The sequence below is a fragment of the Roseovarius halophilus (ex Wu et al. 2025) genome (genome assembly GCF_047086965.1).
In genome coordinates, this window is the sequence record NZ_JBKOTX010000027.1 from 1 (window position 1) to 25,129 (window position 25,129).

31 protein-coding genes and 3 tRNA genes are annotated in these 25,129 nt (G+C 66.7%); 9 read left to right on the forward strand and 25 right to left on the reverse strand.

Features of this window, described 5'->3' with window-relative positions:
* Together ACH107_RS07725 and ACH107_RS07730 are read right to left on the reverse strand one after the other, a co-directional pair.
* Positions 1–669: transposase (locus tag ACH107_RS07725; protein ID WP_412505338.1), on the reverse strand; the 669-nt coding region annotated here is incomplete at its 3' end.
* Positions 641–1,150 (reverse strand): hypothetical protein, encoded by a 510-nt coding sequence (locus ACH107_RS07730; RefSeq protein ID WP_412505339.1) that lies wholly within the window; start codon positions 1,148–1,150, stop codon positions 641–643. The genes ACH107_RS07730 and ACH107_RS07725, both read right to left, overlap by 29 nt.
* 170 nt (positions 1,151–1,320) lie before the next feature.
* On the opposite strand from ACH107_RS07730, the gene ACH107_RS07735 reads away from it, so the two are divergent.
* Entirely contained in the window at positions 1,321–1,740 is a 420-nt protein-coding gene (locus tag ACH107_RS07735) for an MAPEG family protein (RefSeq protein ID WP_109388983.1), read from the forward strand.
* Positions 1,741–2,038: 298 nt separating this feature from the next.
* Here the strand turns inward: ACH107_RS07735 and ACH107_RS07740 are convergent.
* The 13 genes from ACH107_RS07740 to ACH107_RS07800 form a co-directional block, all read right to left on the reverse strand.
* A tRNA-Phe gene (locus ACH107_RS07740) sits at positions 2,039–2,113 on the reverse strand.
* 73 nt (positions 2,114–2,186) lie between these two features.
* The gene (locus ACH107_RS07745) at positions 2,187–2,381 is read right to left on the reverse strand and encodes a DNA gyrase inhibitor YacG (protein ID WP_310690394.1); all 195 of its coding nucleotides are present in this window, start codon (positions 2,379–2,381) and stop codon (positions 2,187–2,189) included.
* Entirely contained in the window at positions 2,378–3,421 is a 1,044-nt protein-coding gene (locus ACH107_RS07750) for a ribonuclease E/G (protein WP_412505341.1), read from the reverse strand. The genes ACH107_RS07745 and ACH107_RS07750 overlap by 4 nt, the downstream gene beginning before the upstream one ends.
* Positions 3,418–3,999 (reverse strand): Maf family protein, encoded by a 582-nt coding sequence (locus tag ACH107_RS07755; RefSeq protein ID WP_310690396.1) that lies wholly within the window; start codon positions 3,997–3,999, stop codon positions 3,418–3,420. The genes ACH107_RS07750 and ACH107_RS07755 overlap by 4 nt, the downstream gene beginning before the upstream one ends.
* Before the next feature lie 88 nt (positions 4,000–4,087).
* Entirely contained in the window at positions 4,088–4,306 is a 219-nt protein-coding gene (infA, locus tag ACH107_RS07760; protein ID WP_008186030.1) for a translation initiation factor IF-1, read from the reverse strand.
* Positions 4,307–4,382: 76 nt separating this feature from the next.
* The gene (locus ACH107_RS07765) at positions 4,383–5,252 is read right to left on the reverse strand and encodes a carbon-nitrogen hydrolase family protein (RefSeq protein WP_310690397.1); all 870 of its coding nucleotides are present in this window, start codon (positions 5,250–5,252) and stop codon (positions 4,383–4,385) included.
* Positions 5,249–5,839: an N-acetyltransferase family protein gene (locus ACH107_RS07770; RefSeq protein WP_412505342.1), complete on the reverse strand. Its 591-nt coding sequence runs from the start codon at positions 5,837–5,839 to the stop codon at positions 5,249–5,251. The genes ACH107_RS07765 and ACH107_RS07770 overlap by 4 nt, the downstream gene beginning before the upstream one ends.
* Complete coding sequence (locus ACH107_RS07775) at positions 5,836–6,306, reverse strand: low molecular weight phosphatase family protein (protein WP_310690399.1); 471 nt, start codon at positions 6,304–6,306, stop codon at positions 5,836–5,838. The genes ACH107_RS07770 and ACH107_RS07775 overlap by 4 nt, the downstream gene beginning before the upstream one ends.
* Positions 6,307–6,309: 3 nt before the next feature.
* The gene (locus ACH107_RS07780) at positions 6,310–6,789 is read right to left on the reverse strand and encodes a UPF0262 family protein (RefSeq protein WP_310690400.1); all 480 of its coding nucleotides are present in this window, start codon (positions 6,787–6,789) and stop codon (positions 6,310–6,312) included.
* The gene (gene hisD, locus ACH107_RS07785) at positions 6,786–8,099 is read right to left on the reverse strand and encodes a histidinol dehydrogenase (RefSeq protein WP_412505343.1); all 1,314 of its coding nucleotides are present in this window, start codon (positions 8,097–8,099) and stop codon (positions 6,786–6,788) included. The genes ACH107_RS07780 and hisD overlap by 4 nt, the downstream gene beginning before the upstream one ends.
* Positions 8,100–8,316: 217 nt before the next feature.
* Positions 8,317–8,799 (reverse strand): DUF2948 family protein, encoded by a 483-nt coding sequence (locus tag ACH107_RS07790; protein ID WP_412505344.1) that lies wholly within the window; start codon positions 8,797–8,799, stop codon positions 8,317–8,319.
* Positions 8,796–10,064, reverse strand: a complete 1,269-nt coding sequence (gene murA / locus ACH107_RS07795; protein ID WP_412505345.1) for a UDP-N-acetylglucosamine 1-carboxyvinyltransferase — start codon at positions 10,062–10,064, stop codon at positions 8,796–8,798. The genes ACH107_RS07790 and murA overlap by 4 nt, the downstream gene beginning before the upstream one ends.
* 6 nt (positions 10,065–10,070) lie before the next feature.
* The gene (locus tag ACH107_RS07800) at positions 10,071–10,238 is read right to left on the reverse strand and encodes a hypothetical protein (protein WP_310690404.1); all 168 of its coding nucleotides are present in this window, start codon (positions 10,236–10,238) and stop codon (positions 10,071–10,073) included.
* A gap of 86 nt (positions 10,239–10,324) precedes the next feature.
* On the opposite strand from ACH107_RS07800, the gene ACH107_RS07805 reads away from it, so the two are divergent.
* A tRNA-Thr gene (locus tag ACH107_RS07805) sits at positions 10,325–10,399 on the forward strand.
* 106 nt (positions 10,400–10,505) lie between these two features.
* On the opposite strand, the gene ACH107_RS07810 is transcribed toward ACH107_RS07805, so the two are convergent.
* On the reverse strand, positions 10,506–12,389 hold the full coding sequence (locus ACH107_RS07810; protein WP_412505346.1) for an acyl-CoA synthetase: 1,884 nt from the start codon (positions 12,387–12,389) through the stop codon (positions 10,506–10,508).
* Positions 12,390–12,571: 182 nt separating this feature from the next.
* Here ACH107_RS07810 and ACH107_RS07815 point away from each other — a divergent pair, with 182 nt between their 5' ends.
* On the forward strand, positions 12,572–13,171 hold the full coding sequence (locus ACH107_RS07815; RefSeq protein ID WP_412505347.1) for a LysE family translocator: 600 nt from the start codon (positions 12,572–12,574) through the stop codon (positions 13,169–13,171).
* 5 nt (positions 13,172–13,176) lie between these two features.
* Here ACH107_RS07815 and ACH107_RS07820 read toward each other — a convergent pair whose 3' ends face one another.
* Both ACH107_RS07820 and ACH107_RS07825 read right to left on the reverse strand, forming a co-directional pair.
* Positions 13,177–14,967, reverse strand: coding sequence for an ABC transporter transmembrane domain-containing protein (locus ACH107_RS07820; protein ID WP_310690407.1), 1,791 nt, complete (start codon positions 14,965–14,967; stop codon positions 13,177–13,179).
* Positions 14,968–15,086: 119 nt separating this feature from the next.
* A tRNA-Gly gene (locus ACH107_RS07825) sits at positions 15,087–15,160 on the reverse strand.
* Positions 15,161–15,343: 183 nt separating this feature from the next.
* Between ACH107_RS07825 and ACH107_RS07830 the strand changes: the two genes are divergently transcribed.
* The gene (locus ACH107_RS07830) at positions 15,344–15,919 is read left to right on the forward strand and encodes a nitroreductase family protein (protein WP_310690408.1); all 576 of its coding nucleotides are present in this window, start codon (positions 15,344–15,346) and stop codon (positions 15,917–15,919) included.
* The gene (locus ACH107_RS07835) at positions 15,916–16,623 is read left to right on the forward strand and encodes an EI24 domain-containing protein (protein ID WP_310690409.1); all 708 of its coding nucleotides are present in this window, start codon (positions 15,916–15,918) and stop codon (positions 16,621–16,623) included. Before ACH107_RS07830 ends, ACH107_RS07835 begins: the two co-directional genes overlap by 4 nt.
* Here the strand turns inward: ACH107_RS07835 and ACH107_RS07840 are convergent.
* The gene (locus ACH107_RS07840; RefSeq protein WP_412505348.1) at positions 16,615–16,878 is read right to left on the reverse strand and encodes a hypothetical protein; all 264 of its coding nucleotides are present in this window, start codon (positions 16,876–16,878) and stop codon (positions 16,615–16,617) included. The two genes, ACH107_RS07835 and ACH107_RS07840, sit on opposite strands and share 9 nt — an antisense overlap.
* 152 nt (positions 16,879–17,030) lie before the next feature.
* Between ACH107_RS07840 and ACH107_RS07845 the strand changes: the two genes are divergently transcribed.
* The gene (locus ACH107_RS07845; protein ID WP_412505349.1) at positions 17,031–17,756 is read left to right on the forward strand and encodes a M48 family metallopeptidase; all 726 of its coding nucleotides are present in this window, start codon (positions 17,031–17,033) and stop codon (positions 17,754–17,756) included.
* Here the strand turns inward: ACH107_RS07845 and trhA are convergent.
* On the reverse strand, positions 17,753–18,397 hold the full coding sequence (gene trhA, locus ACH107_RS07850) for a PAQR family membrane homeostasis protein TrhA (RefSeq protein WP_412505350.1): 645 nt from the start codon (positions 18,395–18,397) through the stop codon (positions 17,753–17,755). The two genes, ACH107_RS07845 and trhA, sit on opposite strands and share 4 nt — an antisense overlap.
* A 191-nt stretch (positions 18,398–18,588) precedes the next feature.
* Here trhA and ACH107_RS07855 point away from each other — a divergent pair, with 191 nt between their 5' ends.
* On the forward strand, positions 18,589–18,936 hold the full coding sequence (locus ACH107_RS07855) for a YigZ family protein (RefSeq protein ID WP_310690413.1): 348 nt from the start codon (positions 18,589–18,591) through the stop codon (positions 18,934–18,936).
* Here ACH107_RS07855 and ACH107_RS07860 read toward each other — a convergent pair.
* Positions 18,918–19,289 (reverse strand): thiol-disulfide oxidoreductase DCC family protein, encoded by a 372-nt coding sequence (locus tag ACH107_RS07860; RefSeq protein WP_412505351.1) that lies wholly within the window; start codon positions 19,287–19,289, stop codon positions 18,918–18,920. The genes ACH107_RS07855 and ACH107_RS07860 overlap by 19 nt on opposite strands.
* A gap of 85 nt (positions 19,290–19,374) precedes the next feature.
* On the reverse strand, positions 19,375–20,757 hold the full coding sequence (gene rimO / locus ACH107_RS07865) for a 30S ribosomal protein S12 methylthiotransferase RimO (RefSeq protein WP_412505352.1): 1,383 nt from the start codon (positions 20,755–20,757) through the stop codon (positions 19,375–19,377).
* Between the two features lie 135 nt (positions 20,758–20,892).
* Between rimO and ACH107_RS07870 the strand changes: the two genes are divergently transcribed.
* Together ACH107_RS07870 and ACH107_RS07875 are read left to right on the forward strand one after the other, a co-directional pair.
* Positions 20,893–21,414, forward strand: a complete 522-nt coding sequence (locus tag ACH107_RS07870) for a glutathione peroxidase (protein ID WP_310690416.1) — start codon at positions 20,893–20,895, stop codon at positions 21,412–21,414.
* Entirely contained in the window at positions 21,404–22,534 is a 1,131-nt protein-coding gene (locus tag ACH107_RS07875) for an acetoin utilization protein AcuC (protein WP_412505353.1), read from the forward strand. The genes ACH107_RS07870 and ACH107_RS07875 overlap by 11 nt, the downstream gene beginning before the upstream one ends.
* A 33-nt stretch (positions 22,535–22,567) precedes the next feature.
* Here the strand turns inward: ACH107_RS07875 and ACH107_RS07880 are convergent, their stop codons facing one another.
* The 3 genes from ACH107_RS07880 to mce all read right to left on the reverse strand — a co-directional run bounded on the left by ACH107_RS07880 (position 22,568) and on the right by mce (position 25,093).
* Positions 22,568–24,223, reverse strand: a complete 1,656-nt coding sequence (locus tag ACH107_RS07880) for an ABC transporter substrate-binding protein (RefSeq protein WP_412505354.1) — start codon at positions 24,221–24,223, stop codon at positions 22,568–22,570.
* Between the two features lie 184 nt (positions 24,224–24,407).
* Positions 24,408–24,689 carry a DUF1467 family protein gene (locus ACH107_RS07885; protein ID WP_310690419.1) on the reverse strand — a complete coding sequence of 94 codons (282 nt, stop codon included), beginning with the start codon at positions 24,687–24,689 and terminating at the stop codon, positions 24,408–24,410.
* The gene (gene mce / locus ACH107_RS07890; protein ID WP_310690420.1) at positions 24,689–25,093 is read right to left on the reverse strand and encodes a methylmalonyl-CoA epimerase; all 405 of its coding nucleotides are present in this window, start codon (positions 25,091–25,093) and stop codon (positions 24,689–24,691) included. Before mce ends, ACH107_RS07885 begins: the two co-directional genes overlap by 1 nt.
* Positions 25,094–25,129: the final 36 nt, after the last annotated feature.

Genomic DNA, 25,129 nt, shown 5'->3' on the forward strand with positions numbered 1-25,129 from the left:
CAGTCCGCGGGCGACGAGGCTTTCGAGGAACGCCCGCCAGTGGACCTCGGCCTCCGACAGGGCTACCGACACGCCCAGCACCCGGCGGCGCTCATCCGGGCCGATACCGATAGCGGAGAGAACGGCGACGTCGCGCACAATGCCGCCATGGCGCATCTTTTCGTACCGGGCGTCGAGGATGAGGTACTTGATCTCGCCGAGAGGGCGGTCGCGCCAGGCCGCCAACTCCTCATCCAGCAGCTTGGCGGCGCGGCTGACCTGGGAGGATGACAGGCTCTCGATGCCGAACTCGCGCATGACAGCCTCGGCATCGCGGGTCGACACGCCCTTCACATACATCTCGGCGACCGCCAGCATGACGGCCCTCACCGAGCGCCGGCCGCGCTCCAGCGATTGCGGGTAAAATGGCTCCCCCTCGTGCCCGGCCGTCTTGGGCACCTGAACGTTCACGGTGCCCGCAGGCGTGTCGATCCTCTTGGGCTTGGTGCCGTTGGCATAGCCCCGGCGCTCGGGCGTGCGCTCGTAATGCCCAGCCCCGAGAAAGCGCTCGCGCTCGATCTGCATCGCCAGCTCGAACGCGCGGGCGAACACCCCGGCAATGTCGCCAGGCCCTTGTTCAATCAGCTGTTCCAAGACCGCCTCAACCGCCGTATCCTTTCGTCTGTCCATTCGCTCTTCTCCATGGTTGGTTTACAACTCCATGGAATACCAGAATGGGCAGCCCCTGCTGGGGTGCGCCCCAGCAGGGGCTCATGGCCCCCAACTCGAGCGAATTTCCAGACCTTAGGGTACAGTACCTCTTGCCAAAGAAGGGGATGAAATAGAGGCTCAGTGCCTTGATGTAATCTTTGTAGACCTTGCGCCCAGCCTCCGCGTCCAGCTGCCGCTGCATATCCGCAATCGCCAGCTTGGCCACATCCTCAAAGCGTTTGGTCACAACAGGCAGCTCGTGCTTGGCGCGGAACTTGTATTCAAGATACTGGTCACGGGCCACAGTCTTGGCTTCCTCCAACACCGTCTTGCCCGTGCTGATCCTCACCCAGTGCTGGTCAATCTTGAACGTGGCCTGCCAGCGCTTGCTATTGCCGCGCTTGTACACCTTCACTTCGCCGTCCAGCAGCGTGTGGGTGTTTGGGCTGAGTGCGACCATACTGTGTTTCCCCAAGCGTCATCGCACAGTTCGGTTTTGTGTTGGCGCTGTCAGCCTGAAAAGCGACGTCTGACGCGATTGCAACACGCCGCTATCAGCTTGACAAACACGCGATCAGTCTCGAAGGAATCTCAAAAACCAGGACCTGACCAAAACAAAGGCTACACAACATGACTATTCCCGTTTTAACGCTGTTGGGCTTTGCCCTTTGGACACTGTTGATCCTGTTCGGCACGGTCGGGATTTACCGCTGGAGCCGCATTTTATCTGGTCGCACACGGATCAGCCATTGGACCGCTGATCCAGATGTGGGAACGGGCATCTACCCTCGCGCAATGCGGGCCCACATGAACTGCATTGAAAACCTTCCTGTGTTCGGCGCAATCGTTTTTGCCATAGACCATGTTGGCTTGGACAATGCCCTTGTGAATACTCTGGCGATCACTGTTCTAGCGGCAAGGGTCATTCAAAGCTTGGTTCACATCACACTCACGCAGACAGACCGGGTCATATTGGTTCGCTTCGCCTTCTACTTTTTCCAGATCATTGCCATGATAGTGATGGCGGTGATGGTCCTGCTCGCGCTTTGAACATCTATAGCCGTGTCATGCGCAGTGGGAACAAGTGACTGCCAACTGACCAAGCTGGGGCAGCAAACCACATAAATCTTTGACTGCAAGTTGTGCAAATCACCTGTTTCACGCAGCTATGGTTAAACACTATGTCACAACAACTGTGTCCAAACACTGTATTCAACACAGCAACCGCAAACACTGTGTTCAACACAGCAAATCACCCGCGCCAACGCATGAAAAAACTGTGCGATGAGTGTGCAACACATATCGTAAAAATGTGCGATGCTTAAGTATTTGTTTTTCTTAGCAAAAGTGGTGCCCGGGGGCGGAATCGAACCACCGACACGAGGATTTTCAATCCACTGCTCTACCCCTGAGCTACCCGGGCACGGGTGAACGCGCTGCGTTCGGGTGGGCGCGTTCTAGGGGATGGTCCGGGGGGTGTCCAGACCCATTTTACCTCAATGTGGGCGGGGGGTGTCGTCGGACCCGAGGCGTTCGATTTCCTCAAGCGCTTCAAGGGTCTCTTCGGGGTCCTGCGAGGGCACGGCATAGCTGCCTCCCAGCCATCGGGCCAGGTCCAGGTCGGCGCAGCGACGGCTGCAGAAGGGGCGGTAATCGGGGGCCGTGGGCTTGGCGCAGATCGGGCAGGTCATGCCAGAAGACTGCCAAGTCGCGGCAGGACCGGCAAGCGTTCGCGCTTGCGCTGCAGTTCGATGTGGCCCAGCGGCGTCCACCCCACGAGCGCCGTCTCCAGCGGGTCGGCCCGGAAAGCCGCGCGCAGGGCGCTGTCGATCTGCTTGCGGTGCGCCTTGGTCATCGGGGCGCAATCCACAACCACCTGCCCGCCGAGGCCGCGCAGGCGCAGCGCCCGGGGCAGTGCCCGGGCGGCAGCGAGGTTGGCCTTGAGGCCCGCGGCCGGCGAGGTTTCGCCGCCTGTGTTCACGTCCACCGCCACCAGCGCGCGGGTCGGCTCGACATACATGAAAGCGCCGCCGGCAAGGGCCACCCGGCCCGTGGTCAGCGCCTCGATCTGCTCCAGCACGCCTGTGCGGACGAAGCCACCCGGATCGGTCACGACCTCGGCCGGGCCCACCCAGTCGCGCCAGGCCAGCGCATGGGGGCCATCGCCCTCGACCAGGGCTTCGGGGTCGCGCCCTTCGGCATCGCCCATCACGGCGACGGCCAGGGCAGCCATGTCCCCGATGTCGCCGGCGATCGCCTCCGCCTCCGCCCCCGCGCAGGAGGAGCGCAGGATCAGCCCGGCGCCCTCGGGAAGGTCGACCTCGTGAGAGATCTCCAGCAGGCGTTCGCGTTCATCCTCGTCCTTGATCTGGCGCGAGACATTGCGGCCCGGCGCGCCGGGGGTGACGATGACGTGGCGGCTCTTGAACAGGATCTTCGACGTCACCGGCACCGCCTTGCCCTCGTCGGGAAAGCCCGTCACCTGCACCAGAAGCGGCTGACCGGGCGCAAACCCCTTGGCATGGCGCAGGAAGGCACTGTCGCCATCTGGCAGGCGCAGGACCATGCCGCCCTGCCCTTTCAGCGGACGGTCGCAGATAGCGCGGAAGATCGCACCGGGGCGCAATTGATCGGGATCGTCGAACAGCAGATCGTCGAGCTTGCCATCGACCAGCAGCGCTGCCGCCTCGCGGCCCCCCAGCCGGTCGAGGACAATCTGCCGCCCCTTCATGACCAGACCTCGATGCCGGCCGCCCGTAGCAGGTTCGCGGTCTCGACGACAGGCAGGCCCATCACCGCGCTGTAAGATCCCGCGATCCAAGGCACGAAGGCCCCGGCGGGGCCCTGGATGGCATAGCCACCCGCCTTGCCCTGCCAGTCGCCCGTGGCGAGGTAGCCGTTGATCTCGATGTCCGAGAGCGGCTTCATCCTGACCTGCGTGACCACGTCCTTGAGGCTGATCGCCTCGCCCGCGCGCACGGCGACGGCGGTGATCACCCTGTGGCGCCGACCGGACAGGGCGTACAGAAACGCCGCCGCCTCGCCCGCATCGGCCGGTTTGCCCAGGATGCGGCGGCCCATGCAGACGGTGGTATCGGCGCAGAGCACGACCTCACCGGCGGCGCAAGTGCTGGCCTCGGCCTTTTGACGGGCCATGCGGCGCACGTAGTCGCGGGGCTTCTCGCCCTGTGCCGGGGATTCGTCGATGTCGGGGGCGCGCACCGCATCGGGGGTCAAGCCCAGCTGGGCCAGAAGCTCCAGCCTGCGCGGGCTGCCCGAACCGAGGATGAGTTTGGGGGTGTCGGTCATTTCAGCGCCCGGGATTGCAGACCGGTGCCGGCCACATCTTGCTGCGCAAAACGTCTACCCGCACTGTCGCGAAGCCATTGGCTTCGCGCTATTTAAACCGGTAATTGATCCGGCCCTTGGTCAGGTCGTAGGGTGTCATCTCGACCTGCACCTTGTCGCCAGCCAGAACACGGATGCGATTCTTGCGCATCTTGCCTGCCGTATGCGCGATGATCGTATGGCCGTTTTCCAGCTCGACCAGGAATGTCGCGTTCGGCAGGAGTTCCTTCACGACACCGGGAAATTCGAGCAGTTCTTCCTTGGCCATGTTCACTCCGTTGTTGATCCCGCACAATCGCGGACGCTGCTAGATGATCGCTTAACGCCCATATTTCAAGGGCCAATCAGGACAAGGCCACGGATTCGACGCTGCGATCGTGTCTTTGCTGCTCGTCCCAGTGGGCAAAATTGCCCACCTGGCCGGTCTGGCGCGGCGCCGTGATCGCATCGGGGTCAAGGTCAGCAACCACCGCGCCCGGGCGGTCCGTGGCGCCCTGAGCGAGGACTCCGTCGGGCGGCAACCCGTGATCGGGAGGACAGAACAGGCCCGCCCTGCCGGTACTTTCGTCGATGACATCGCAGCCCGCGACCTGGCCCACCAAGGGGGCCTGCACCACGAGGCACTGGTTCTCGATGGCGCGAGCCCGGGCCGACTGGCGAACCCGGGTCTGGCCGGCGGGTGTGTCCGTGCAGGCGGGCACCAGGATCATGTCGGCGCCGGCCTCGGCCAACCTGCGCGCCAGGATCGGGAATTCACAATCATAGCAGGTCAGGAGTCCGATCTGGCCCAGCGCGGTGTCGAAAAGCTGCAAATCCTCTCCGGCGGTCACGCCAAGGGTGTCGCGCTCGTAGGGGGTCAGGATCAGCTTGTCCTGATGCGCCATCGCGCCATCCGGCCCAACCAGCCAGGCGCGATTGACCATACCCCGCCCGGTGGCGACCGGGCCCGTGCCGGCCAGCACATGACAGGCATGACGCCGGGCGAAGGCCGCCGCGCGGTTGCACCAGGTCCCGGCCCGCTCGGCAGCCAAGTCGCACCATTGCCTCGGCTCCAACGTCGCAGGGGCGGCGATCAAGGCCGCCTCCATCGCGGCATATTCGGGCAGGACGATCAGATCGGCCTGCGCCGCCTGGAAGATCCTTGTCCATTTCGCTTCCAACGCAGGCCAGCCCGAAAGACGCTCGACCTGATAGGCCACCGCCGCGATCCTCATAGGGTACGCATCCAGAATTGCAGCGGCTTGGTGCTCTGGGCCGTGTCGCCGATGTCGGTCCAGCCGAAACGGGCGATCACGCCGGGCAGCGGCGCGTAGCCCCGCTTGCGCCAGAACGCATCCAGGGGGCGGTATGCGGCAGGCCTTTGGGGGTGATCGTCCGGGCGGATCACGCCACAGAAGGCGCTATATCTCCGGCCGAGGCGGCGCGCATGCGCCTCGCGCGCGTCAAAGAAGGCATGGCCGACCCCCCGCCCGCGATAGGCGGGCAAAAGCACCGATTCCGCACAGTAGAAGATCTCCTCAAGGGCAAGCCCCTGTCCGTCGAAGGCTCGGGCGAAATCCTCGGCATGGTCTTCCATTGGCGTGCCGGTGGCCGCGCCGACCAGGCGCGCACCATCGAAGGCGCCCACCAGGATCGCCCCCGCGCTGTCACGATAATTTTGCAGATAGCGGTGCTCATAATCGAGAGAGCCGTCGTAGAAATATGGCCAGTCGCGAAAGACCGTCATGCGCAACCGCGCCACGTCCTCCAGCGCGTTTTCCAGATCGGCACCCGTCAGGGGGCGCACCTCGATCCCGCTCATGCCTCGCGCTCCGGCCCCCAGCGGGCGGTCAGCTGCGCCACGATCTGGTCGCGGGCCTGTCGGTAACTGCCAAGCTTCGCCTCGCGGCTCTCGCCCAGTCCGGTGGGGTCCAGGATCGGCCAGTAGTCGATTTCCAGGTGAACATGCCGGGTCAGGTCCAGCGCCCGGCGCTGGCTGGCCGGGGACAGCGCCACGATCAGGTCGAAGGAGGACAGATCGTCGCCCCATTCCTGCATCTGGTCAAAGGAGCGGGTCCGATGGCGCGACAGTTCCACGCCGATTTCCTGGCAAACGGCGATGGCAAAGCCGTCGACCTCCAGTTCGCCCTTGACCCCGGCGGACTGCACATAGGTATCGGTGCCATAGAACTTTTTCATGATGCCCTCGGCCATGGGCGAGCGGACCGAGTTGTGATCGCAGCAGAACAGCACCGATTGCGGAAGGGCCTGTGGGGCTGCTGCATCCATCCGTCAGGCCCCGAAATGCAGCACGCAGATCAGGGTAAAGAGCCGCCGGGCGGTGTCATTGTCCACGATCACCTTGCCCTCCAGCCGTTCCTGCAGCACCCGCGCGCCTTCGTTGTGGATGCCACGACGGGCCATGTCGATGGTCTCGATCTGGCCCGGAGTCGCGTTCTTGACGGCGTTGAAGTAGCTTTCGCAGATCTGGAAATAGTCCTTCACCACCTGCCGGAAGGGCCCCAGCGACAGCTGGAATTCCGCCACTTGCGTGTCGTCCCGGGTGGCCACCGAGAAGACTAGCCGCCGGTCGCGAATCGACAGCGCCAGCTTGAACGGCCCCTGCGGGACCTCACGCCCCTCGCGCTCGGGCAGGGCAAAGGCGTTCTCCTCCATCAGGTCGAACATGGCGACCTTGCGTTCCTGCTCGATCTCGGGCGTGGGCGGCGGCAAGCCGCTGTCGTCCAGTTGGATATCGACGATCCGGCTCATGCGCCACCCTCGTCGTTCAGCTTGTCCAGCCGGGCCCGCACCGACAGGCCGTGCGCCTCCAGGCTCTCAGCCTGGGCCAGTGTCTCGGCCGCCGGCCCGATCCGGCCGAGGGCCGCCGGCGTCATGCGCGCGAGCGTGGTGCGTTTGACGAAATCCATCACGGACAATCCCGAGGAAAACCGCGCCGACCGCGCCGTCGGCAGGACATGGTTCGGCCCGCCTACGTAATCGCCAATCGCTTCCGGCGTCCAGCCCCCGATGAAGATCGCCCCGGCATGGGTGATCCGGCGCGAGAGCGCCTCGGCATCGGCCACGCAAAGCTCCAGGTGTTCGGGGGCGATCCGGTCCGACAGCGCAACCGCCTCGTCCAGGTCGCGCACCACCACCACGGCGCCGAAATCGCGCCAGCTGGCCCCGGCGATGGCGCGCCGTTCCAGCGTTCCCAACCGGGCCTCGACGGCGCGCGCCACGGCCTGGCCAAACGCCGCATCCGTGGTGATCAGGATCGACTGGGCGCTCTCGTCATGCTCGGCCTGGCTGAGCAGGTCCAGCGCGATCCAGTCGGGATCGTTGTCGCCATCGGCAATCACAAGGATTTCCGATGGTCCCGCGATCATGTCGATCCCAACCTTGCCGAAAACCCGCCGCTTGGCCGCCGCGACAAAGGCATTTCCCGGTCCGGTGATCTTGTCCACAGGGGCAACGGTCTCGGTGCCATAGGCCAGCGCCGCCACGGCCTGCGCGCCGCCCATCCGGTAGATCTCGTCCACCCCGGCCAGGCGGGCGGCCAGCATGACCAGCGGGTTGACCACGCCATCGGGCGTGGGCACCGCCATGGCCAGACGTCCGACCCCCGCCACCTTGGCCGGGATCGCATTCATAAGCACCGATGACGGGTAGCTGGCCAAGCCGCCCGGCACATAGAGCCCCGCCGCCGAAACCGGCGTCCAGCGCCAGCCCAGACCCGCCCCCGCTGCGTCCTCCCACCAGGCATCCTCGGGCACCTGGCGTTCGTGATAGGCTCGGATGCGCGCGGCCGCCTGCTCCAGCGCGGCCCGCTGGTCTTCGGGAACGGCGGCGGCATGCCGTGCGATCTCTGCCTCCGACATCCGCAGCTCGTCCGCCGCGAGGTCCAGCCGGTCGAACCGCGCCGTAAGCTCCAGCAGCGACGCATCGCCGCGGGCGCGCAGATCGGCGATGATCTCACCGACCGCCTGGTCCACCTCGGGGCTGTCCTCGCGCTTCATCCCCAGAAGCGCGGCAAAGCCGGTCTCGAAATCGGCATCCTCTGTCGACAGGAAAACGGGCATGGGCTTTCTCCTTTGCCCGTTCCCATACAAATCCCGCACCCAAGCCGCAATGCGGCACCCGGCTTCTTTGGGTCGAAAATACCGCGGGGGAGTCCGCGCCCCGCGCGGACGGGGGCAGCGCCCCCGGCACCGGCCCCACCTGCACGCCGCGCGAAACAGGGCGGCGCGGTCCCGATGTCGGACTGAACAGCGCGCGCAAGCGCTCAATTCGGCAATGCTACCCCTCGGGGTGGGTCGGACGCGCCCCGGACGGCGCCGCATAGGGCCGGGTCACATCACGCAGCACGGCCTCCAGCGCCTCGACCTGCAGACGGATCGCGCCATCGCCGGCCAGCGTCAGCAGCACCTGCCCCGTCCCGTCCGGGCCCGGCTCGAACTGCACGGAGAGAAGCGACAGGACCGTCTCGCTGTCCCCCGGGGCCACGCCCTGGCTCTGCACCGAGAGCACATCCTCGAAGGCCAGCACCGATTGCACCCGCTCATAGGGGCGGCCCCGGGCCTCGGCCCGCGGCGCATCCTCCCAGCGGAACCGGTTGAGCAACAGCCCGAAACGCCGCGCGCCACTTTCCCAGCGCATCTCGCTGCCCGGAAAGACGGCGTCCTGGACCAGTCCCGAGATCACCGCAAGGTCATCAGTATCCAGCGCCCGCAGGCGCAGTGGACGCTCGGCCCCGTCCTCGAATCTCGCATCCTCGCTCATCGCCCCGGCACCCGCTCGATATCCGCGCCGACCCGGCCCAGCTTGTCCTCGACCGCCTCGTAGCCACGGTCCAGGTGGTAGACGCGGTTGACCTGGGTCTCGCCCTCGGCGGCAAGCCCGGCCAGGATCAACGAGACGCTGGCGCGCAGGTCGGTCGCCATGACCGGCGCGCCCTTCAGTGCCGGCACGCCCTGCACCGTCGCCGTGCCGCCCTGCACCTCGATCTCAGCGCCCATGCGCATCAATTCCGGCGCATGCATGAAGCGGTTCTCGAAGATGCGCTCCTCCAGGACCGAGGTGCCCTCGGCAAAGCAGAGCATGGCCATCATCTGCGCCTGCAGGTCCGTGGGAAAGCCCGGGAAGGGCGCGGTGGTCACATCCACCGCCCGGGGGCGGCCGTTGCGGCGCGCCACGTGCAGACCCTTGGCCGTCTCCTGCACATGCACGTCTGCCTCTTCCAGCTTTTCCGCGAAGGCGCCGACCAGGCCCAGGCTGCCGCCCAGGCAGGTCACCTCGCCCCCCGCGATCACCGGGGCCAGCATGTAGGTGCCCAGCTCGATCCGGTCGGTCACGACCGGATGGGTCGCACCATGCAGACGGTCGACCCCCTCGATGGTGATCTCAGAGGTGCCGTCGCCGCTGATCCGCGCGCCCATCTTGCGTAGGCAGGTGGCCAGATCGACGATCTCGGGCTCGCGCGCGGTGTTCGTCATGACCGTGGTGCCCTTGGCAAGGGTGGCGGCCATCATCACGTTTTCCGTGGCCCCGACCGAGGCAAAGGGGAAATCCACCGGCGCGCCCGCCAGACCACGCGGCGCGCTGGCGTGCAGATAGCCGTCCTTCAGCTCGATCTCGGCGCCCAGCGCCTCGAGCCCGTGGATATGGATATCCATGGGCCGCGCGCCGATGGCACATCCCCCAGGCAGGGAGACAATCGCGCGCCCCGCGCGCGCCAGCAGCGGGCCTAGGACAAGGTTCGAGGCCCGCATCTTGCGCACGATGTCGTAGTCGGCGACGTGGTTGATCTCGCCGTGGCAGGCCATGGCCTGCACGCGCCCGTCCTGAAGCGCCGACACCTCGGTCCCCAGCGACTGCAGCAGGGTCGTCATCGTCTTGATGTCCGACAGCCGCGGCGTGTTGGTCAGCGTCAGCGGCTCCTCGCTGAGCAGCGCCGCGGGCATCAGCGCCAGCGCCGCGTTCTTGGCCCCGGCGATCTCGATCTCGCCCGACAGGGGCGCGCCGCCGCGAATGATGATGGAGTCCATGTCTGCCTACTCTTTGTCCTGGGCCTTGCCCGTGTCCGACCCGTCATCCGATGCGGCCCGCCCCCGCGCCTGCCGCTTGCGGCGTTGCAGGTTGGCCTTCAGGGCCGCCTTGAGCCGCGCGTCGCGGTCCTGATCGGGCTTTCGGGGTGACTTGGGGTCGGTTTTTCCGCTCATGGCACCCCCTCTACAGTGCCGCGCAAAAACCGTCCAGAGAGGGCTTGCACGGCGGCGGGTTTAGGTCTAATCCCGCCGCGCACGGCGCTGCTGTAGCTCAGAGGTAGAGCACTCCCTTGGTAAGGGAGAGGTCGAGAGTTCGATTCTCTCCAGCAGCACCAGATGCCCCGCGATCAGGGCTACTGTTCACCGATCATTGGCAGTCGACAGAGAGGGCCCTGCCCCGTTACAGGCGCTACGTGCCCGATGGTCCGTCGGTTTCGCGCCCTACCCCGCCCAAGCCCAGGGCCGGGTGTAGGTGCCCAACGCCTTCTGGGCGTCCGCATCGGTTACGGTGCCGGTCTTGCGTAGGTAGCAGACCAGGCCGAGTTTGCTGTCCTCGTCCACGCGGTCCACCTCGGCCGCGACCTCGGCAGAGGCCAGCGCCGCGCCGTAGACCCGGGCGATGGCCAGCTTGCGCAGCTCGTTCTTGAGCGTCTTGCCCACGGCCGTCTTGGGCAGTTCGGGAAGGATTTCAAGATACTTGATATGCGCCGCGCGTTCATGGATGCGGTCATTGGCGAACAGCATCAGTTCGTCCTCGGAGACCTTTGCACCGTCGACCAGTTCGACGTAGGCGCAGGGCAGCTCGCCCGCGTGGGCATCGGGCTGGCCGATGGCGGCGGCAAAGGCCACGGCCGCGTGGCCTGCCAGCGCCTCCTCGATCTCGGCGGGGTCGATGTTGTGACCGCCGCGAATGATCAGGTCCTTGGCGCGGCCCGTGATCCAGAGATAGCCGTCCTCGTCGATCCGGCCCAGATCGCCGGTGCGCAGGTAGCGGTCGTGATGGAACAAACCGTTGTTCTTCTCGGTCTGGGTATAGGTCTTGCCCTCGAAGACCCCGGGGCTGTCGACGCAGATCTCGCCGATCTGGTTGACGCGCGCCTCGGCCGGCCCGTCCGAGGTGTGATTGAGAATGCGCACGTCCGAATGGGGAAACGGCAGGCCGATGGAGCCGACGCGCTTTTCCCCGTCGGGCGGGTTGATCGAGACCAGGCAGGTGGCCTCGGTCAGCCCGTAGCCCTCGCAGATAGTCACGTCGGCGGCCTCTTCGAAGCGGCGGTAAAGCTCCAGCGGCAGGGGGGACGAACCGCAGAAGACCAGTCGCAGCGAAGAAATGTCAGCATCCACCTTGCGCTGCATCATGGCTGACAGGGCCGTGGGCACCCCGATCAGGAATGTCGCGTTGTAGCGTTCGATCAGCTTCCACAGGTTGTCGAAGACCCCGTCCCCGCGATAGCCCTGCGGGGTGGGAAAGACGATATGCGCCCCCGAGCCCAGCGAGGCCCCCAGCGACACGATGGTCGCGAAGACATGGAACATGGGCAGCGGCGTCATCTGCACATCCGTCTCGGTGAACAAAAGCCGCTGGCCCAGCCAGGCGTTGTATATGATCCCCGAATAGCGGTGCTGGGCGACCTTGGGCATGCCGGTGGTGCCGCCGGTGTGGAAATAGGCGGCGACCCGGTCGCCCATGCTGTCGTCAAAGGCCAGAACGGGGGCGTGCCGGTCCAGCTCGGCATTGAAGTCGATGACCTTCGCCTGGTGATTGACGGGGGTCTTGGGACGCAGCAGCGGGACGATGAATTTCTTGACCCCGGTGATGTAGCGCAGCAGGTCGACCTCGAGCACGGTTTCCACGTTGGGGGCCAGGGCCACCGCCTCGGCGGCCTTCCGGGCCACGTCCGTCTTGGGAAAGGCCCTGAGCGTGACCAGGACCTTGGCGTCGGTTTCGCGCAGGATGGCGGCGATCTGCTCGGGCTCCAGCAGGGGGTTGATCGGGTTGACGATCCCGGCCACGGCACCGCCCAGATAGGTCAGCGCCGCCTCGGTGCAGTTGGGCAACAGGAAGGCGACGACGTCATCTTCGCCTACGCCCAGCCCGCGAAACATGTTGGCCGCCTGGCTGACCCGGTCCTTGAGGCCGGTCCAGGTCAGCGTCTCGGCCGGCGCCTTCGGGTCCGAGAACATCTGGAAGGTCAAGGCGTTGCGCCGGCCGTGCGCGGCCTCGGTGCGCGACAGCAACTGGTAGAGCGTCACCGGCATGTCGCGCTCTTCCCACGGCATTTCCTGCTCAATCGCATCGCGATCGGCCATCGAGGCAAAGCTCATGGTCGTCTCCTCCCTGAAAGACCGCCGAACCCCTGTCCGGCCGGTGATCGTTCCGAAAGAGGATGATTGCGCCGCGTGGACAACGCAAGAGTGACGCGGCGAAATTCACGCCCGCGCTATGCGCATGTTCCGGGTCACTCGGGGCGAACCGCCGGCGCATCTTCCGGCGCAGGAGACGTGCCATGACCGAACTCACCCTTGCCCTTGCCCTTGTGCTGTTTCTCTTCCCGCTGGCCTACAGCCCCGGACCCGGCAACCTGTTCTTCGCGGCCAACGGCGCGCGCTTCGGGGTTCGGGCCACCCTGCCAGCCTTTCTCGGCTACCACCTTGCGACGTGGCTGGTTACGCTGGCCATCGGCCTCGGGCTGATCGGCACTCTGGCCGCTGCGCCGGCGCTGGCGCGGGCGCTGCAATTGGCCGGGGCCGTCTATGTCGGCTGGCTGGCGCTGCGCTTCTTGCGGGCCGGGGCCCTCGAAGGCGCGGGCGATCCCCGCCCGGCCAGCCTGTGGGACGGCGCGCTGCTGGTTGTGCTGAACCCCAAGGCCTATGTCATCATCGTGTTGATGTTCACGCAATTCGCGCCCCTGACGGCCGATGTCCCCGGCGCGACGCTGCTCATCACCTCGGTCTTCACGCTCAACAATTTCGTGGCGTTCATGGTCTGGACGCTGGCGGGCGACGTGCTGGGGCGCTGGTTCCGCACGGACACGTCCGCTAGGGCCCTGAATTTCGGCTTTGGCCTGCTGCTGATCGGTGTGGCGCTCTGGCTGCTGGCCACCTGAGCGGATCACTCGGCCGCCATGCCTTCGGTGAACTGCAACCGCGCCAGCCGGGCGTAAAGCCCGCCCTCGGCCACCAGTGCGTCATGCGTGCCCTGGGCGACGATCCGGCCCGCCTCGAAAACCACGATGCGGTCGGCCTTCTTCACCGTGGCGAGCCGGTGGGCGACGATCAGCGTGGTGCGGTCCCGCGACAGGGTATCGACGGCGTGCTGCACCGCGCGTTCGCTTTCGGCGTCCAGCGCGCTTGTGGCCTCGTCCAGCAGCAGCACCGGCGCGTCGCGCAGGATGGCGCGGGCGATGGCGATGCGCTGTTTCTGCCCGCCCGAGAGCATCACGCCGCGTTCCCCGACATAGCTGTCGTAACCCTGCGGCAAGGCCTGCAGGAAGTCGTCGGCGGCGGCCGCACGGGCGGCGGCTTCGACCTCGGCATCGGTGGCCTCGGGGCGGCCGAAGCGGATGTTCTCGCGCGCGGTCTCGGCAAAGATCACCGGGTCCTGCGGGACCAGCGCGATATGGCGGCGGAAGTCGGCCCGGGCCATGTCGCGCAGGTTCACACCGTCCAGCCGCACGGCCCCGCCTTCGGGGTCATAAAAGCGCAGCAGAAGCTGGATGATCGTCGTCTTGCCCGCGCCCGAGGGGCCGACCAGCGCCACAGTCTCGCCGGGGTTCACCGTCAGGTCTATGCCGTTCAGCGCCCGTTGCCCGGGGCGCGCGGGATAGCTGAAGGTCACCCCATCGAAGACGATCTCGCCCCGGCGTGCCTCGGGGGCCGGGAGGGGGTCGGCCGGGTCCTGCACCGCATCCTCGGACCGGAGCAATTCGACCAGCCGCTCGGTCGCGCCCGCGGCGCGCTGCAATTCGCCCCAGATCTCGGTCAGGGCACCAACGGCCCCGGCCACCATGACCGAGTAGATGACGAATTGCACCAGTTCACCGATCGACATCTGGTCGGCGCGCACATCGCGCGCGCCAATCCAGAGGACACCCACCACCCCGGCGAAGACCAGAAAGATCACGATGGCCGTCATCAGCGCCCGCACCCCGATGCGGCGGCGCGCGGCGACAAAGCTCTTCTCGGTGACATCGTGGAACCGGGCACGGCTCAGGCCCTCGTGGGTGAAGGCCTGTACGGTCTGGGCCGCCTGCAACCCCTCCGAGGCATTGCCCGACGAGGCCGCGATCCAGTCCTGGTTCTCGCGGCTCAGGCTGCGCAGGCGCCGGCCCAGAAGCACGATGGGCACGATCACCGCCGGCACCACCAGCAGCACCAGACCGGTCAGCTTGCCCGAGGTAAAGAGCATCAGCACCAACCCGCCCAGAAAGATCAGCAGGTTGCGCAGCGCAATGGACACCGAAGAACTGATGACGCTGAGGATCAGCGTCGTATCGGTGGTGATCCGGCTGAGCACCTCGCCGGTCATGATTCGCTCGTAGAAGGCGGGCGACATGGCGATCATGCGGTCGTAGACGGCCGTTCTGATGTCGGCGACCACCCGCTCGCCAAGCCGCGTGACAAGGTAGTAGCGCACCGCCGTTCCCAGCGCCAGCAACCCGGCGATCAGCAGCGCAGCGGCAAAATAGTCATCCAGCAACCGGCCGGCGGCGGTTTCGAAATTGTCGACCACGCGCCGCACGGCGAGGGGCAGCGTGAGCGCGACAAACGCCGTCGAGACAAGCGCTACGATCGCCGCCGTCATCATCGCGCGGTAGGGGCGCAGGAAGGGCCACAACTCGGCCAGCGCCCCTACCCGGCGAGATTTCGCGCGGTCGTCCTCTGTGCTGTGGGGCGGTGCCATGGGGAACCCGTTCGTCGCGTCGTCGCCGGTGGCTTAGCGACAGGTCCTGCAAAGCACAAGTCCGAGCCACCATGACCCGTGCAGCAAGGCCGCGTGAAATAAGGTCATCGGGGCGGAACTGGAGCGGGTAGCGGGAATCGAACCCGCACCAAGAGCTTGGAAGGCTCGTGTGATACCATTTCACCATACCCGCTCGGGACAGCGGATAGCTATTTGATCGATGCCGACGGGTCAAGCCGAAGCTTCCGACACCCATTTCCTGCGCGTGATGCCCCGCGGAGGCTGACGCGGCCGCCCGTCGCGCGCTGGACTCTGGCCCCGGCGGCCAAAACAGCCTATCTGGTTGGTTGGCAATCGATCCCGGAGGACACCGCCCATGCCGCCCCGCAACCAGGCTGCGCTCGATTTCCTGCTCAAGCGGCGGTCACGCCCCGCAAAGACGCTGACCACCCCGGTGCCCAACCGGCTTGAGCTCGACCAGCTTCTGACCGCCGCCGCGCGCACGCCCGACCATGGCAAGCTGGAGCCCTGGCGCTTTGTCGTGCTCGACCGGGCTGTCCTGCAACGTCTGGCCGATGTGATCCCGCAACGCCATGCCGCTCAGGGTCTGCCCGAAGAGCAGCTTGAAAAGGGCCTTGCACAGTTCCGAGACGGCGACCTCGTGGTCGCGGTGATCGAAAGCCCGGTGTTGTCCGACAAGATCCCCGCAATCGAGCAGACCTATTCGGCTGGCGCGGCCTGCCTGGCGCTGCTCAACGCGGCCCTGGCCGCGGGCTGGGGGGCGAACTGGCTGACGGGCTGGCCGGTGCATGACCGGACCTTCGTGGAAACCCATCTTGGCCTGACCCCGACCGAGCGGGTCGCGGGCCTGATCCATATCGGCACCGAGACCACTGCGCCGCCCGAACGCCCCCGCCCGGACCTGAGCCGGAAAGTGACCTTTCTCGAATGATCCTGTCAGACTTCCTGAAGGCTCTGGGCCAGATCGGCGATCCTCGGTTCCGCAGGGTGCTATGGTGGGGCGTCGGGTTGACCCTGGCGCTGCTCGTGGCCGCATACGCGGGCCTTCTGCAACTGGTCGCGCTTCTGGACCCCGGCTCGGTCGCGATCCCGGGCATCGGCCCGGTCACCTGGATCGGCGACCTTATGACTTGGGGCAGTGCATTCTTCATGCTGGTGCTGTCGGTCTTCCTGATGATTCCCGTCGCCTCGGCCATCACATCCATGTTTCTCGACGACGTGGCCCAGGCCGTGGAGGACCGCCACTACCCGCACCTGCCGCCGCTGGGCCGGCAAAGCCTCTGGGAGGCCTTCCGCGACACCGTCAGTTTCCTGGGCGTGCTGATCGGGGCCAATCTGCTGGCGATCTTCGGCTATATGATGCTGCCCTTTGCCGCGCCCTTCATCTTTTATGCGCTTAACGGGTTCCTGCTGGGCCGCGAGTATTTCACCGTTGCCGCCATGCGCCGCGAGGGGCGCGCGGGCGCCGATGCCATGCGCCGGGAGAACCTGCCGCAGATCTGGATGGCCGGGGTCCTGATGGCGCTGCCGCTGACCGTGCCGATCATGAACCTCTTCATTCCGATTCTCGGCGCGGCGACCTTCACGCATCTCTACCACCGGCTGGCGGGCACGGCGCCGGGCCCGTCAGGCTGATCCGTCCCGGCCGGAGGCGCGCCCCTCGGGCTTGAGCCGATAGACCCCCTCGGGCAGGTCCAGCGCCATGGCAAGGTCGCGCAATTGCGCCATCGACAGCGTCACGCGCATCACCGCGTCGCGGCGCGCGTCCCATTGTTCCACGGTCACGCACTCCTCGAAGCCGTTGATTGTCACGTCCTCCTGCAAATACGTGCGGCCCTCATCGACGAGGGTGACGACGGTGGCGTCGAAATCGTGCTCGATCGTGAACATGGGCGCGGCTCCTGTCCGGGCGGGGCGTCCGGGGCAGTCTTTCGCCCATGGCCGCGATGTCAAGGCGCGCGGGTCTGGCGCAGCCCGCCGGGGGTATTATATCGGGCCGCAGCGGGCAGACGGGATGCCGGGCTGACGGGAGGCAATGCGCAATGAGGGCACGATGGGCGATTCTGGTGGCGGGGCTGCTGTTGGCGGGCTGCACCATGCCGCCCCTTGCCACGCCCCCCGCACAAAGCCCCGGACCGGACGGTGTGGCCGCGCCCGCGCCGCAGGACTTCGACATCCTGCGCACGCCGCGGGCGATCCAGCGCGCCTTCGTCGAGGTGGTCGACCAGGTGGAACCGGTGGCCGAAGCCGAGTGCCGCCGCATCGATCCGCGGCGCAACTGCGACTTCCTGATCGTGGTGGACGATCGTCCCGAGGTGCCCGCCAATGCCTTTCAGACGCTGGACGAAGACGGGCGCCCGGTGATCGGGTTCACGCTCGCACTGATCGCTGATGCCCGCAACCGCGATGAACTGGCCTTCGTGATGGCCCACGAGGCCGCGCACCACATCGCCGGCCATATCCCCCGCCAGCAGCGCAACGCGACTCTGGGGGCGCTGGTCTTCGGTCACCTGGCCGGCGCGACAGGCGGCAACGTCGCCGCGGCGCAGGATCTGGGCGCCGCATTGGCCGCGCGCAGCTATTCCAAGGAGTTCGAGCTGGAGGCCGACCGCCGTGGAGCGACTGTTGCAGCCAGGGCCGGGTTCAACCCGCTGCGCGGGGCGGATTTCTTCTTTCGCATCCCCGACCCGGGCGACCGCTTTCTGGGCACGCACCCGGCGAACGCGGACCGGCGCGCGGCCGTGCGCGCGGCTGTCGCCAACCTTTAGCCCGGCAGGCTGAAGGCCCCAAGTGAAACGGCAATGAAAAAACAGGCCGAAGCCGCAAGCACGTGCCCATGCCAGATCGCGTGGGCAAAGCGCAGATCGGCCCAGTAGAAAAGTCCCACCCCGACCGAATAGGTGATCCCGCCCGCCAGGATCAGCACCGAGGCCGCCACGGGCAGCAATTGCACCAACGGCCAGGCCAGCAACAGACTCATCCAACCCAGAACCAGGTACATGACCGCCGCCCACTTGCCCAGCCGCTTGCGCAGGGCCAGCTTGACCACCGCGCCGATGCTGGCCAGCGCCCAAACCAGCGTCAGCACACCATGGGCAAACCCCGTGCCGATGAAGATCGCGAACGGGGTATAGGTGCCCGCGATCTTGACGTAGATCGCGGCCTGGTCGATGCGCCGCAGGGTGTCGCGCAGCGCCTCCCAGGGGGCCAGGTGATAGCAGGCGGATATCACGAAAGAGGCGCTCAGCGCCCCGCCGTACACCGCCAGTGCCGCCCGCGTGCCGGCGTCGACACGGCCGCCGGAAAAGACCAGCAGCAGAACGGTGCCCGTCACGGCCAGGCCAATGCCCAGGACATGCAGGGTGGCGTCGGCGATCACCTCGGCGCGGGTGGTGGCACGATCTGTCATGGATTCAATTTAACGCACCAGCCGCGGCTGTCACAGGGGACGTGGCGTCAGGCGACGGAGACGCGCCCGTAATGCCAACTGCCCAGGGGTCGTTATCGGCAGGCACTCGTGCCTGTGTACCACCCCGGGGCTGACCGGGGGCTGCGACATGCCGCCTTGATATGGGGCAAGGCCTGTGCTTGGTCCGTCCCATGCGGATCATCGAGAATGTCATCAGCGACCGAGGGTCGAAATACGCGGTCTCGGGCGGGCCTGTCGCCTCGGCAGAAGAGGCCAAGGCCTTCATCAAGGCCCTGTGCCGGAAAAAGAAGTTCGCCAAGGCGACGCATAACACCTGGGCCGTGCTGCTGCCGGGGGGGGCGCTCAAGAACGACGACGGCGAGGCGGGCGCGGGCCTGGTCATCCTGCGGATGCTGGAGCGCGAAGGGATCGAGGGGCACCTCGTCTGCGTCACCCGCTGGTTCGGCGGCAAGCACCTGGGCGGAGACCGGTTCCGCCATGTGCAAGAGGCGGTGCGGGTTTACCTGTCGCCGGACTGAGCCGCGCGACGTTGGCGACGGCGGTGCAGCGCATAGAGCGCCGGGGCCACAACATGGCGATAGCCCCGGTCGGCCAGCCAATGAACCCCGGCCAGCCCTGTCAACCGGGCCAGCCAGCGCCAGCCGGGCAGCCGCGCCCAGAGCAGGCGAAAGGCATCCAGCCCTTCATGGACCCGGCCGCCCTGTTCGACGCGGAATGTCCGCGCGGCGGCGTCCCGGTCCAGCCCCCAGTCGGGGGCGGCGTCCAGACCGTCGATTTCCAGCGCCACACCGGCCCGCCCGGCCTGCCGCGCATAACCCGCAACCTCGCGCGAACAGATCGGACAGGTGTCATTGTGGAGAAGCTTGGTCATTTTTTTAAACCTAGAGGGATGTATCAGTACGACAAGGACGCGCAACCGGCCCCATCGGCCGCGTTCGCAGGCAAATGCCCTTCGATCATGTGCGTGTCGCCAAGCACCCCCACAGATCATACTCCCCCGCCTCGTCCACCTCGACAAAGACGATGTCGCCCACCGACAGGCCCTCGGTGCCTTCGTCGATGAAAAGGTTGCCGTCGATCTCGGGCGCGTCGGCCTTGGTGCGGCAGGTGGCGATGCCGTCCTCGTCGATGTCGTCGACGATCACCTCCATGGTCCGGCCCACTTTCGCCGCCAGCTTGGCCTCGGAAATGGCCTGGGCCTTTTCCATGAACCGATCCCAGCGGTCCTGTTTGACGGCCTCGGGCACATGGTCGGACAGCGCGTTGCTGCGGGCGCCTTCGACGTTTTCGTATTTGAAGCAGCCGACGCGATCGAGCTGCGCCTCGTCCATCCAGTCGAGCAGATGCTGGAACTCGTCCTCGGTCTCGCCCGGATAGCCGACGATGAAGGTGGACCGCAGGGTGATCTCGGGGCAGAGGCTGCGCCATTCGGCGATGCGGTCGAGGGTGCGTTCGGCATGGGCGGGCCGGGCCATGCGGCGCAGGGTGTCCGGGTGGGCGTGCTGGAACGGAATGTCCAGGTAGGGCAGCACCAACCCCTCGGCCATGAGCGGGATCAGCTCGCGCACATGCGGGTAGGGATAGACGTAGTGCAGCCGGACCCAGGCGCCCAGTTGCCCCAGATCGCGGGCCAGCCGGGTGATGGGCTGCTCTGCGCCTGCCCGGTCCTCGCGGGACCAGTCGGTGCCATAGGCCGAGGTGTCCTGGCTGATGACCAGCAGTTCCCGCACGCCGTTTTCGACCAGCTTTTCCGCCTCGCGCAGGACCGCCCGGTGCGGGCGGCTGGCCAGTTTGCCGCGCATGTCGGGGATGATGCAGAACTTGCACTTGTGGTTACAGCCCTCGGAGATCTTGAGATAGCTGTAGTGGCGCGGCGTCAGGCTGACCCCGCTGGCGGGCAGCAGGTCCACGAAAGGGTCCGGATCGGGCGGCACGGCGGCATGGACGGCATCGAGCACCTGTTCGTATTGGTGCGGGCCGGTGACCGCCAGGACAGTCGGATGTGCGCCGGTGATATAGGCAGGCTCGGAACCCAGGCAGCCGGTAACGATCACCCGGCCGTTTTCCGCCAGCGCCTCGCCGATGGCATCCAGGCTTTCGGCCTTGGCGCTGTCGAGAAAGCCGCAGGTGTTCACTACGACGGCATCGGCGCCGGCGTAGTCGGAGGAGATGGCATAGCCCTCGGCCCGCAGCCGCGTCAGGATGCGTTCGCTGTCCACCAGAGCCTTGGGGCAGCCCAGCGAGACCATGCCAATGGTCGGCTGTCCGGGGCGGGCAGGTTCGGTGAGACGGGCACGGGGGGCGAGATCGGGGCGCAGGTCGGGCGGGTTCTGGGACATGGGGCCTGCCATAGCCTGCCCTGCCCCGCGCGGGAAGGGGGATCGGGCACCGGTCATGGTCCTTTCGCAGCGCCGGACTATCTCGCCACGCACAGGCGGCGGCACCGCGCCGCCCCCAGGACAGGAGAACCGAACATGCCCCGTCTTATCCTCACCCTCGCCGCCGCGCTTGTCGCCCTTGCGGCGCCCGTGCTTGCCGCCGAGCCGGATCGCATGGTCTTTTCATCCATCGACGGCGGCACGCTGCGGATTGATGGGCCGGCGCTAGTGACGAACACCGCCTCGCTGTGCGCCTACACGCCACAGTTCGATGATCTGCAAACCCTGCACGAGGACTATGCCAAGGCCGGTCTCACGGTGCTGGCTGTCCCGTCCGAGGACTTTCGCCAAGAGCTGGACAGCGAGGACGCTGTCAAGGACTTCTGCGATGTCAATTTCGACCTGACCTTGCCGATGACGGTGATCACGCCGGTGACCGGCGCCCAGGCGCATCCCTTCTATCGCTGGCTGGCGCAGGACCATGGCATCGCACCGCGCTGGAACTTTCACAAGGTTCTGATCGGGGCCGAGGGCGAAGTGCTGGGCCAGTGGGGATCACCCGTTTCTCCGACCGCGCCGGCCATCACCCGCGCCGTCGAGGCCGCCCTTGGCGACTGACGCCCGGCCGCTTTTCCTCGGCTCGGAGATCTACCGCGGGTCGAGCTATGGGCCATGGCACCCGCTGCGCATCCCGCGGGTCTCGACGGTGATCGACCTCGCCCGGGCGCTGGACTGGCTGGGGCCGGATCAATACCGTTCCAGCCCGCGCGCCAAACCCGCCGCGCTGACGGGGTTCCACACGCCCCGCTATGTCGAGGCGCTGCACCGGGCCGAGCGGGACCAGCAGGTGCCCGAGGCGATCCGCGCCCGGCACAATATCGGCACGCCCTCCAACCCGGTCTTTCCCGAGATGTATTCGCGCCCGGCCACGGCCGCCGGGGCCTCGCTTCTGGCAGGAGAGATGCTGGCCCGCGGCGGCGTGGTGCATTCCCCCGCCGGGGGCACGCATCACGGCCTGCCCGACCGGGCCAGCGGGTTCTGTTACCTCAACGATGCGGTGCTGGCGGTCCAGGCGCTGCGCCGCAATGGCGCGCGGCGGGTCGCCTATGTCGACATCGACGCGCATCACGCCGACGGGGTGGAACATGCCTTCGCGACAGAACCCGAGGTGCTCGTGATCTCGACCCACGAAGAGGGGCGCTGGCCGCGCACCGGCGGGCTGGACGACCGCGGGGTCGGGCAGGTCTTCAACCTGCCGGTGCCGCGCGGGCTGAACGATAGCGAGATGGCGCTGATCCGCGATGCACTGATCCTGCCACAGGTCGCGGCCCACCGGCCCGACGCGGTGGTGCTGCAATGCGGGGCCGATGCCGTGCTGGAGGACCCGCAGTCGCGGCTGGCCTTGTCCAATGGGGCGCATTGGGCGGTCTTGCGGGCGCTGAAGCCCATCGCCCCACGCCTGCTGGTGCTGGGCGGAGGCGGCTACAATCCCTGGACAACGGCAAGGCTCTGGGTCGGGAATTGGGCGGTTGTGAACGGGCGCGAGATACCCGACTGCCTGCCCGAGGCGGCGCAGGCGGTGCTGCGCGGCTTGCACTGGACCCGCACGGGATCGAACCGCGAAATCCGGCCCGAACCGCATTGGATCACCACATTGGCCGATGCCCCGCGCGAGGGGCCGATCCGGCCCGAGATACGCAACCGGATCGGTGTGCTTGCGGGCCGCCGCGCCGCCTGAGCGGGCGGCGACCCTGCTGGATCAGACCTGCGATCAGGCCGCCAGGCCCAGTTTGTAGACGTGGAGCTCGAAGGTCGGATGCTGCTCGGCCCCCACGACATCCGACTTCGCGTGCCGGTAGGTCGAGCGCCAGTAGGGCTGAATGACCACACCCTCGTCCTGCATGATCCGCTGCATCTTTTCCGACAGGGCGCGGCGCGTGTCGGCATCGGCCACGGACAGCGCCTCGGCCAGGGCCGCGTCGAACTCGGGGTTGGAAAAGCCCGCCTCGTTCCAGGGCTCGCCCGAACGATATGCGAGGGCGAGCACCTGCACGCCAAGGGGACGCTGTGCCCAGTCCGTCGCCGAGAAGGGATAATCCGTCCAGGCGTTCCAGAAGGTCGCGCCGGGGATCACGGTGCGTTTTACCGGGATGCCCGCGTCGCGCAGCTGGGCGGCGGCGGCATCGCAGGTGGCGCGCCGCCAGTTGTCCTCGATCGAGATCAGTTCGTGCTCGTAATCCGCCATGCCCGCCTCGGCCATCAGGGCGGCGGCGCCCTCGGGGTCGTGTTCCGGGGCCGGAATCTCGGCATATTCGGGGTGGATCGGGCAGACGTGGTGGTTCTCGGCCACGCGGCCGCGCCCGTCATAGCCGAGGCTGAGCAGCACGTCGTTGGATACCGCCATGGCCAGCGCGCGCCGCACCCGGGCGTCGGCATAGGGCCGCTCGCCGTCCACTTCGGCCTTCTGGTTGGGCCGGATGACCACCGTGTTCGCGGTCACCGCCTCGGACTTCGTCCAGCCGAGGGTGTCCATCAGATCAACAAACTCACCCAGCGATTCATAAACCATGTCCACCTCGTCCGACTGGGCGGCCGCGAAATGCGAGGCCTGGTCGGTGCCGAAATCGACATATTCAATCCGGTCCAGGTAGGGGCCGCCAAAGACCTCCGTGCCCCACCAATCGTGATCGGTGTTTCGCACCAGGGCCGAGCGCACGCCGACCTGCAAGTCCTCGGGCAGGTAGGGACCGGTGCCCTTGGGGCTGTCCAGCGGATCGCCCGCGAAATCCTGCGGCACGATGGCCGCCGGGTAATCCGAGAAGCCCGCGATCAGGGTAATGTCGGGCGACGACAGGTTGAGCGTGACGGTCAGATCGTCGGTAACCTCGATCGCGCCTTCGCGGGCCAACCCGGTGTCGGGGTCGATCAGCGGCGTCATGCGCGAGGCCATGGAGTTGCCCTCGACATCCTTTTCGCACCAGCGGGTGATGTTGTGAGCCACGTCGGCGGCGGTGAAATCACTCCCGTCGTTCCAGGTCACGCCCGGCCGGACGCGCAGGGTGTAGACGGTGGCGTCAGCGTTGACCTCCCAGTCTTCCAGAAGCATCGGCGTGATCGACCCGTCGCGCTGGTATTCGACCAGGTATTCCAGCCAACCGCGCGAGAAGTTTGACATCTGCGGCCAGTCATAGGTGCGCGGATCCTTGAGCGCGCGCACATCGGACTGGATGCGCAGGGTGCCGCCCTGCTGCACATGGGCTTCGGCGCGCGCAGAACTCGGCGCGGCCAGGCCAATCAGCCCGTAGGCGGCCCCGGCGGACACCCCCAGCGAGGTGGCACGGGTCAGGAATTCGCGCCGCGAAAGCTTGCCCGCGCGGTGGTCGGCGGCAAGATCGCGGGTGGCGGGATGGGGGGTATGTGTATCCATGACGGTTCCGATTTTGTGGAAGTTTTGAGGGAGGGTGCGCGCCGCCCGGCGACGGGTTTGGCGCGACGATGAATTTGCCGTTGGCACGCAACGGACGGCGCAGCTCACCCGCACCTTGCGACAATGATAGGTGACAGTGCCCGGGAGCCAAGGAAAAACTGCTCCGCGGGAAGACCGGGGCGCACTACGGTTGTCGGGTATCGCCCATGCGGTCGGCCCAGTCGTAATCGCTGACCGAGATCGCGCCCGACCAGATCACCCCGGCCAGAAGCGCCCAGATCAGGAGCGCCCAGATACTCGTGATCTTGGCCTTGCGCTTGATCCCGGGATCGGACGGGGCACTCTTGTGGGTGCCGGGCACGACCTCGCCAGCCTCTCCCTGAGTGGTCAGGCGCAGCGGCAGCACCACGAAAAAGACCATGAACCAGACGATGGCCAGCAGCACGAGGGACGATGTGATGCCCATCAGACCTGTTCCAGTTCGGTCAGGGTGCCGTGCATGTCCTTGGGATGCAGGAACAGAACCGGCTTGCCGTGGGCGCCGGTTTTCGGCTCGCCGTCCCCGAGCACCCGCAGGCCCGCCTCTTTCAGCGTGTCGCGCGCGGCGACGATATCCTCGACCTCGTAGCAGACGTGATGGATGCCGCCCGCGGGATTCTTTTCAAGAAATCCGGCGATGGGGCTGTCGTCGCCCAGCGGATGCAGAAGCTCGATCTTTGTATTGGGCAGTTCGATGAAAACCACCGTGACGCCGTGGTCGGGTTCGTCCTGTGGCGCGCCCACCGTGGCACCCAATGCGTCGCGGTAGTGCGCCGCCGCGGCCTCGAGGTCGGGCACGGCAATGGCCACATGGTTCAAGCGTCCGATCATCTGCGTCTCCTGTAAGGCGGTTCATAGTATGCGCCA

What these genes read in the sequence shown, in the direction of transcription:
- ACH107_RS07775 (WP_310690399.1), bottom strand. Translation starts at nt 6,306, where the DNA reads ATGGATGCAGCAGCCCCACAGGCCCTTCCGCAATCGGTGCTGTTCTGC.
- ACH107_RS07845 (WP_412505349.1), top strand. Translation starts at nt 17,031, where the DNA reads ATGAGGGCACGATGGGCGATTCTGGTGGCGGGGCTGCTGTTGGCGGGC.
- ACH107_RS07820 (WP_310690407.1), bottom strand. Translation starts at nt 14,967, where the DNA reads ATGGCACCGCCCCACAGCACAGAGGACGACCGCGCGAAATCTCGCCGG.
- ACH107_RS07765 (WP_310690397.1), bottom strand. Translation starts at nt 5,252, where the DNA reads ATGAGGATCGCGGCGGTGGCCTATCAGGTCGAGCGTCTTTCGGGCTGG.
- ACH107_RS07855 (WP_310690413.1), top strand. Translation starts at nt 18,589, where the DNA reads ATGCGGATCATCGAGAATGTCATCAGCGACCGAGGGTCGAAATACGCG.
- ACH107_RS07730 (WP_412505339.1), bottom strand. Translation starts at nt 1,150, where the DNA reads ATGGTCGCACTCAGCCCAAACACCCACACGCTGCTGGACGGCGAAGTG.
- ACH107_RS07840 (WP_412505348.1), bottom strand. Translation starts at nt 16,878, where the DNA reads ATGTTCACGATCGAGCACGATTTCGACGCCACCGTCGTCACCCTCGTC.
- rimO (WP_412505352.1), bottom strand. Translation starts at nt 20,757, where the DNA reads ATGTCCCAGAACCCGCCCGACCTGCGCCCCGATCTCGCCCCCCGTGCC.
- infA (WP_008186030.1), bottom strand. Translation starts at nt 4,306, where the DNA reads ATGGCCAAGGAAGAACTGCTCGAATTTCCCGGTGTCGTGAAGGAACTC.
- trhA (WP_412505350.1), bottom strand. Translation starts at nt 18,397, where the DNA reads ATGACAGATCGTGCCACCACCCGCGCCGAGGTGATCGCCGACGCCACC.
- murA (WP_412505345.1), bottom strand. Translation starts at nt 10,064, where the DNA reads ATGGACTCCATCATCATTCGCGGCGGCGCGCCCCTGTCGGGCGAGATC.
- ACH107_RS07880 (WP_412505354.1), bottom strand. Translation starts at nt 24,223, where the DNA reads ATGGATACACATACCCCCCATCCCGCCACCCGCGATCTTGCCGCCGAC.
- ACH107_RS07885 (WP_310690419.1), bottom strand. Translation starts at nt 24,689, where the DNA reads ATGGGCATCACATCGTCCCTCGTGCTGCTGGCCATCGTCTGGTTCATG.
- ACH107_RS07870 (WP_310690416.1), top strand. Translation starts at nt 20,893, where the DNA reads ATGCCCCGTCTTATCCTCACCCTCGCCGCCGCGCTTGTCGCCCTTGCG.
- ACH107_RS07770 (WP_412505342.1), bottom strand. Translation starts at nt 5,839, where the DNA reads ATGAGCGGGATCGAGGTGCGCCCCCTGACGGGTGCCGATCTGGAAAAC.
- ACH107_RS07815 (WP_412505347.1), top strand. Translation starts at nt 12,572, where the DNA reads ATGACCGAACTCACCCTTGCCCTTGCCCTTGTGCTGTTTCTCTTCCCG.
- ACH107_RS07830 (WP_310690408.1), top strand. Translation starts at nt 15,344, where the DNA reads ATGCCGCCCCGCAACCAGGCTGCGCTCGATTTCCTGCTCAAGCGGCGG.
- ACH107_RS07790 (WP_412505344.1), bottom strand. Translation starts at nt 8,799, where the DNA reads ATGAGCGAGGATGCGAGATTCGAGGACGGGGCCGAGCGTCCACTGCGC.
- ACH107_RS07810 (WP_412505346.1), bottom strand. Translation starts at nt 12,389, where the DNA reads ATGAGCTTTGCCTCGATGGCCGATCGCGATGCGATTGAGCAGGAAATG.
- ACH107_RS07755 (WP_310690396.1), bottom strand. Translation starts at nt 3,999, where the DNA reads ATGACCGACACCCCCAAACTCATCCTCGGTTCGGGCAGCCCGCGCAGG.
- ACH107_RS07860 (WP_412505351.1), bottom strand. Translation starts at nt 19,289, where the DNA reads ATGACCAAGCTTCTCCACAATGACACCTGTCCGATCTGTTCGCGCGAG.
- hisD (WP_412505343.1), bottom strand. Translation starts at nt 8,099, where the DNA reads ATGCCCGTTTTCCTGTCGACAGAGGATGCCGATTTCGAGACCGGCTTT.
- ACH107_RS07735 (WP_109388983.1), top strand. Translation starts at nt 1,321, where the DNA reads ATGACTATTCCCGTTTTAACGCTGTTGGGCTTTGCCCTTTGGACACTG.
- ACH107_RS07780 (WP_310690400.1), bottom strand. Translation starts at nt 6,789, where the DNA reads ATGAGCCGGATCGTCGATATCCAACTGGACGACAGCGGCTTGCCGCCG.
- ACH107_RS07745 (WP_310690394.1), bottom strand. Translation starts at nt 2,381, where the DNA reads ATGACCTGCCCGATCTGCGCCAAGCCCACGGCCCCCGATTACCGCCCC.
- ACH107_RS07800 (WP_310690404.1), bottom strand. Translation starts at nt 10,238, where the DNA reads ATGAGCGGAAAAACCGACCCCAAGTCACCCCGAAAGCCCGATCAGGAC.
- mce (WP_310690420.1), bottom strand. Translation starts at nt 25,093, where the DNA reads ATGATCGGACGCTTGAACCATGTGGCCATTGCCGTGCCCGACCTCGAG.
- ACH107_RS07750 (WP_412505341.1), bottom strand. Translation starts at nt 3,421, where the DNA reads ATGAAGGGGCGGCAGATTGTCCTCGACCGGCTGGGGGGCCGCGAGGCG.
- ACH107_RS07835 (WP_310690409.1), top strand. Translation starts at nt 15,916, where the DNA reads ATGATCCTGTCAGACTTCCTGAAGGCTCTGGGCCAGATCGGCGATCCT.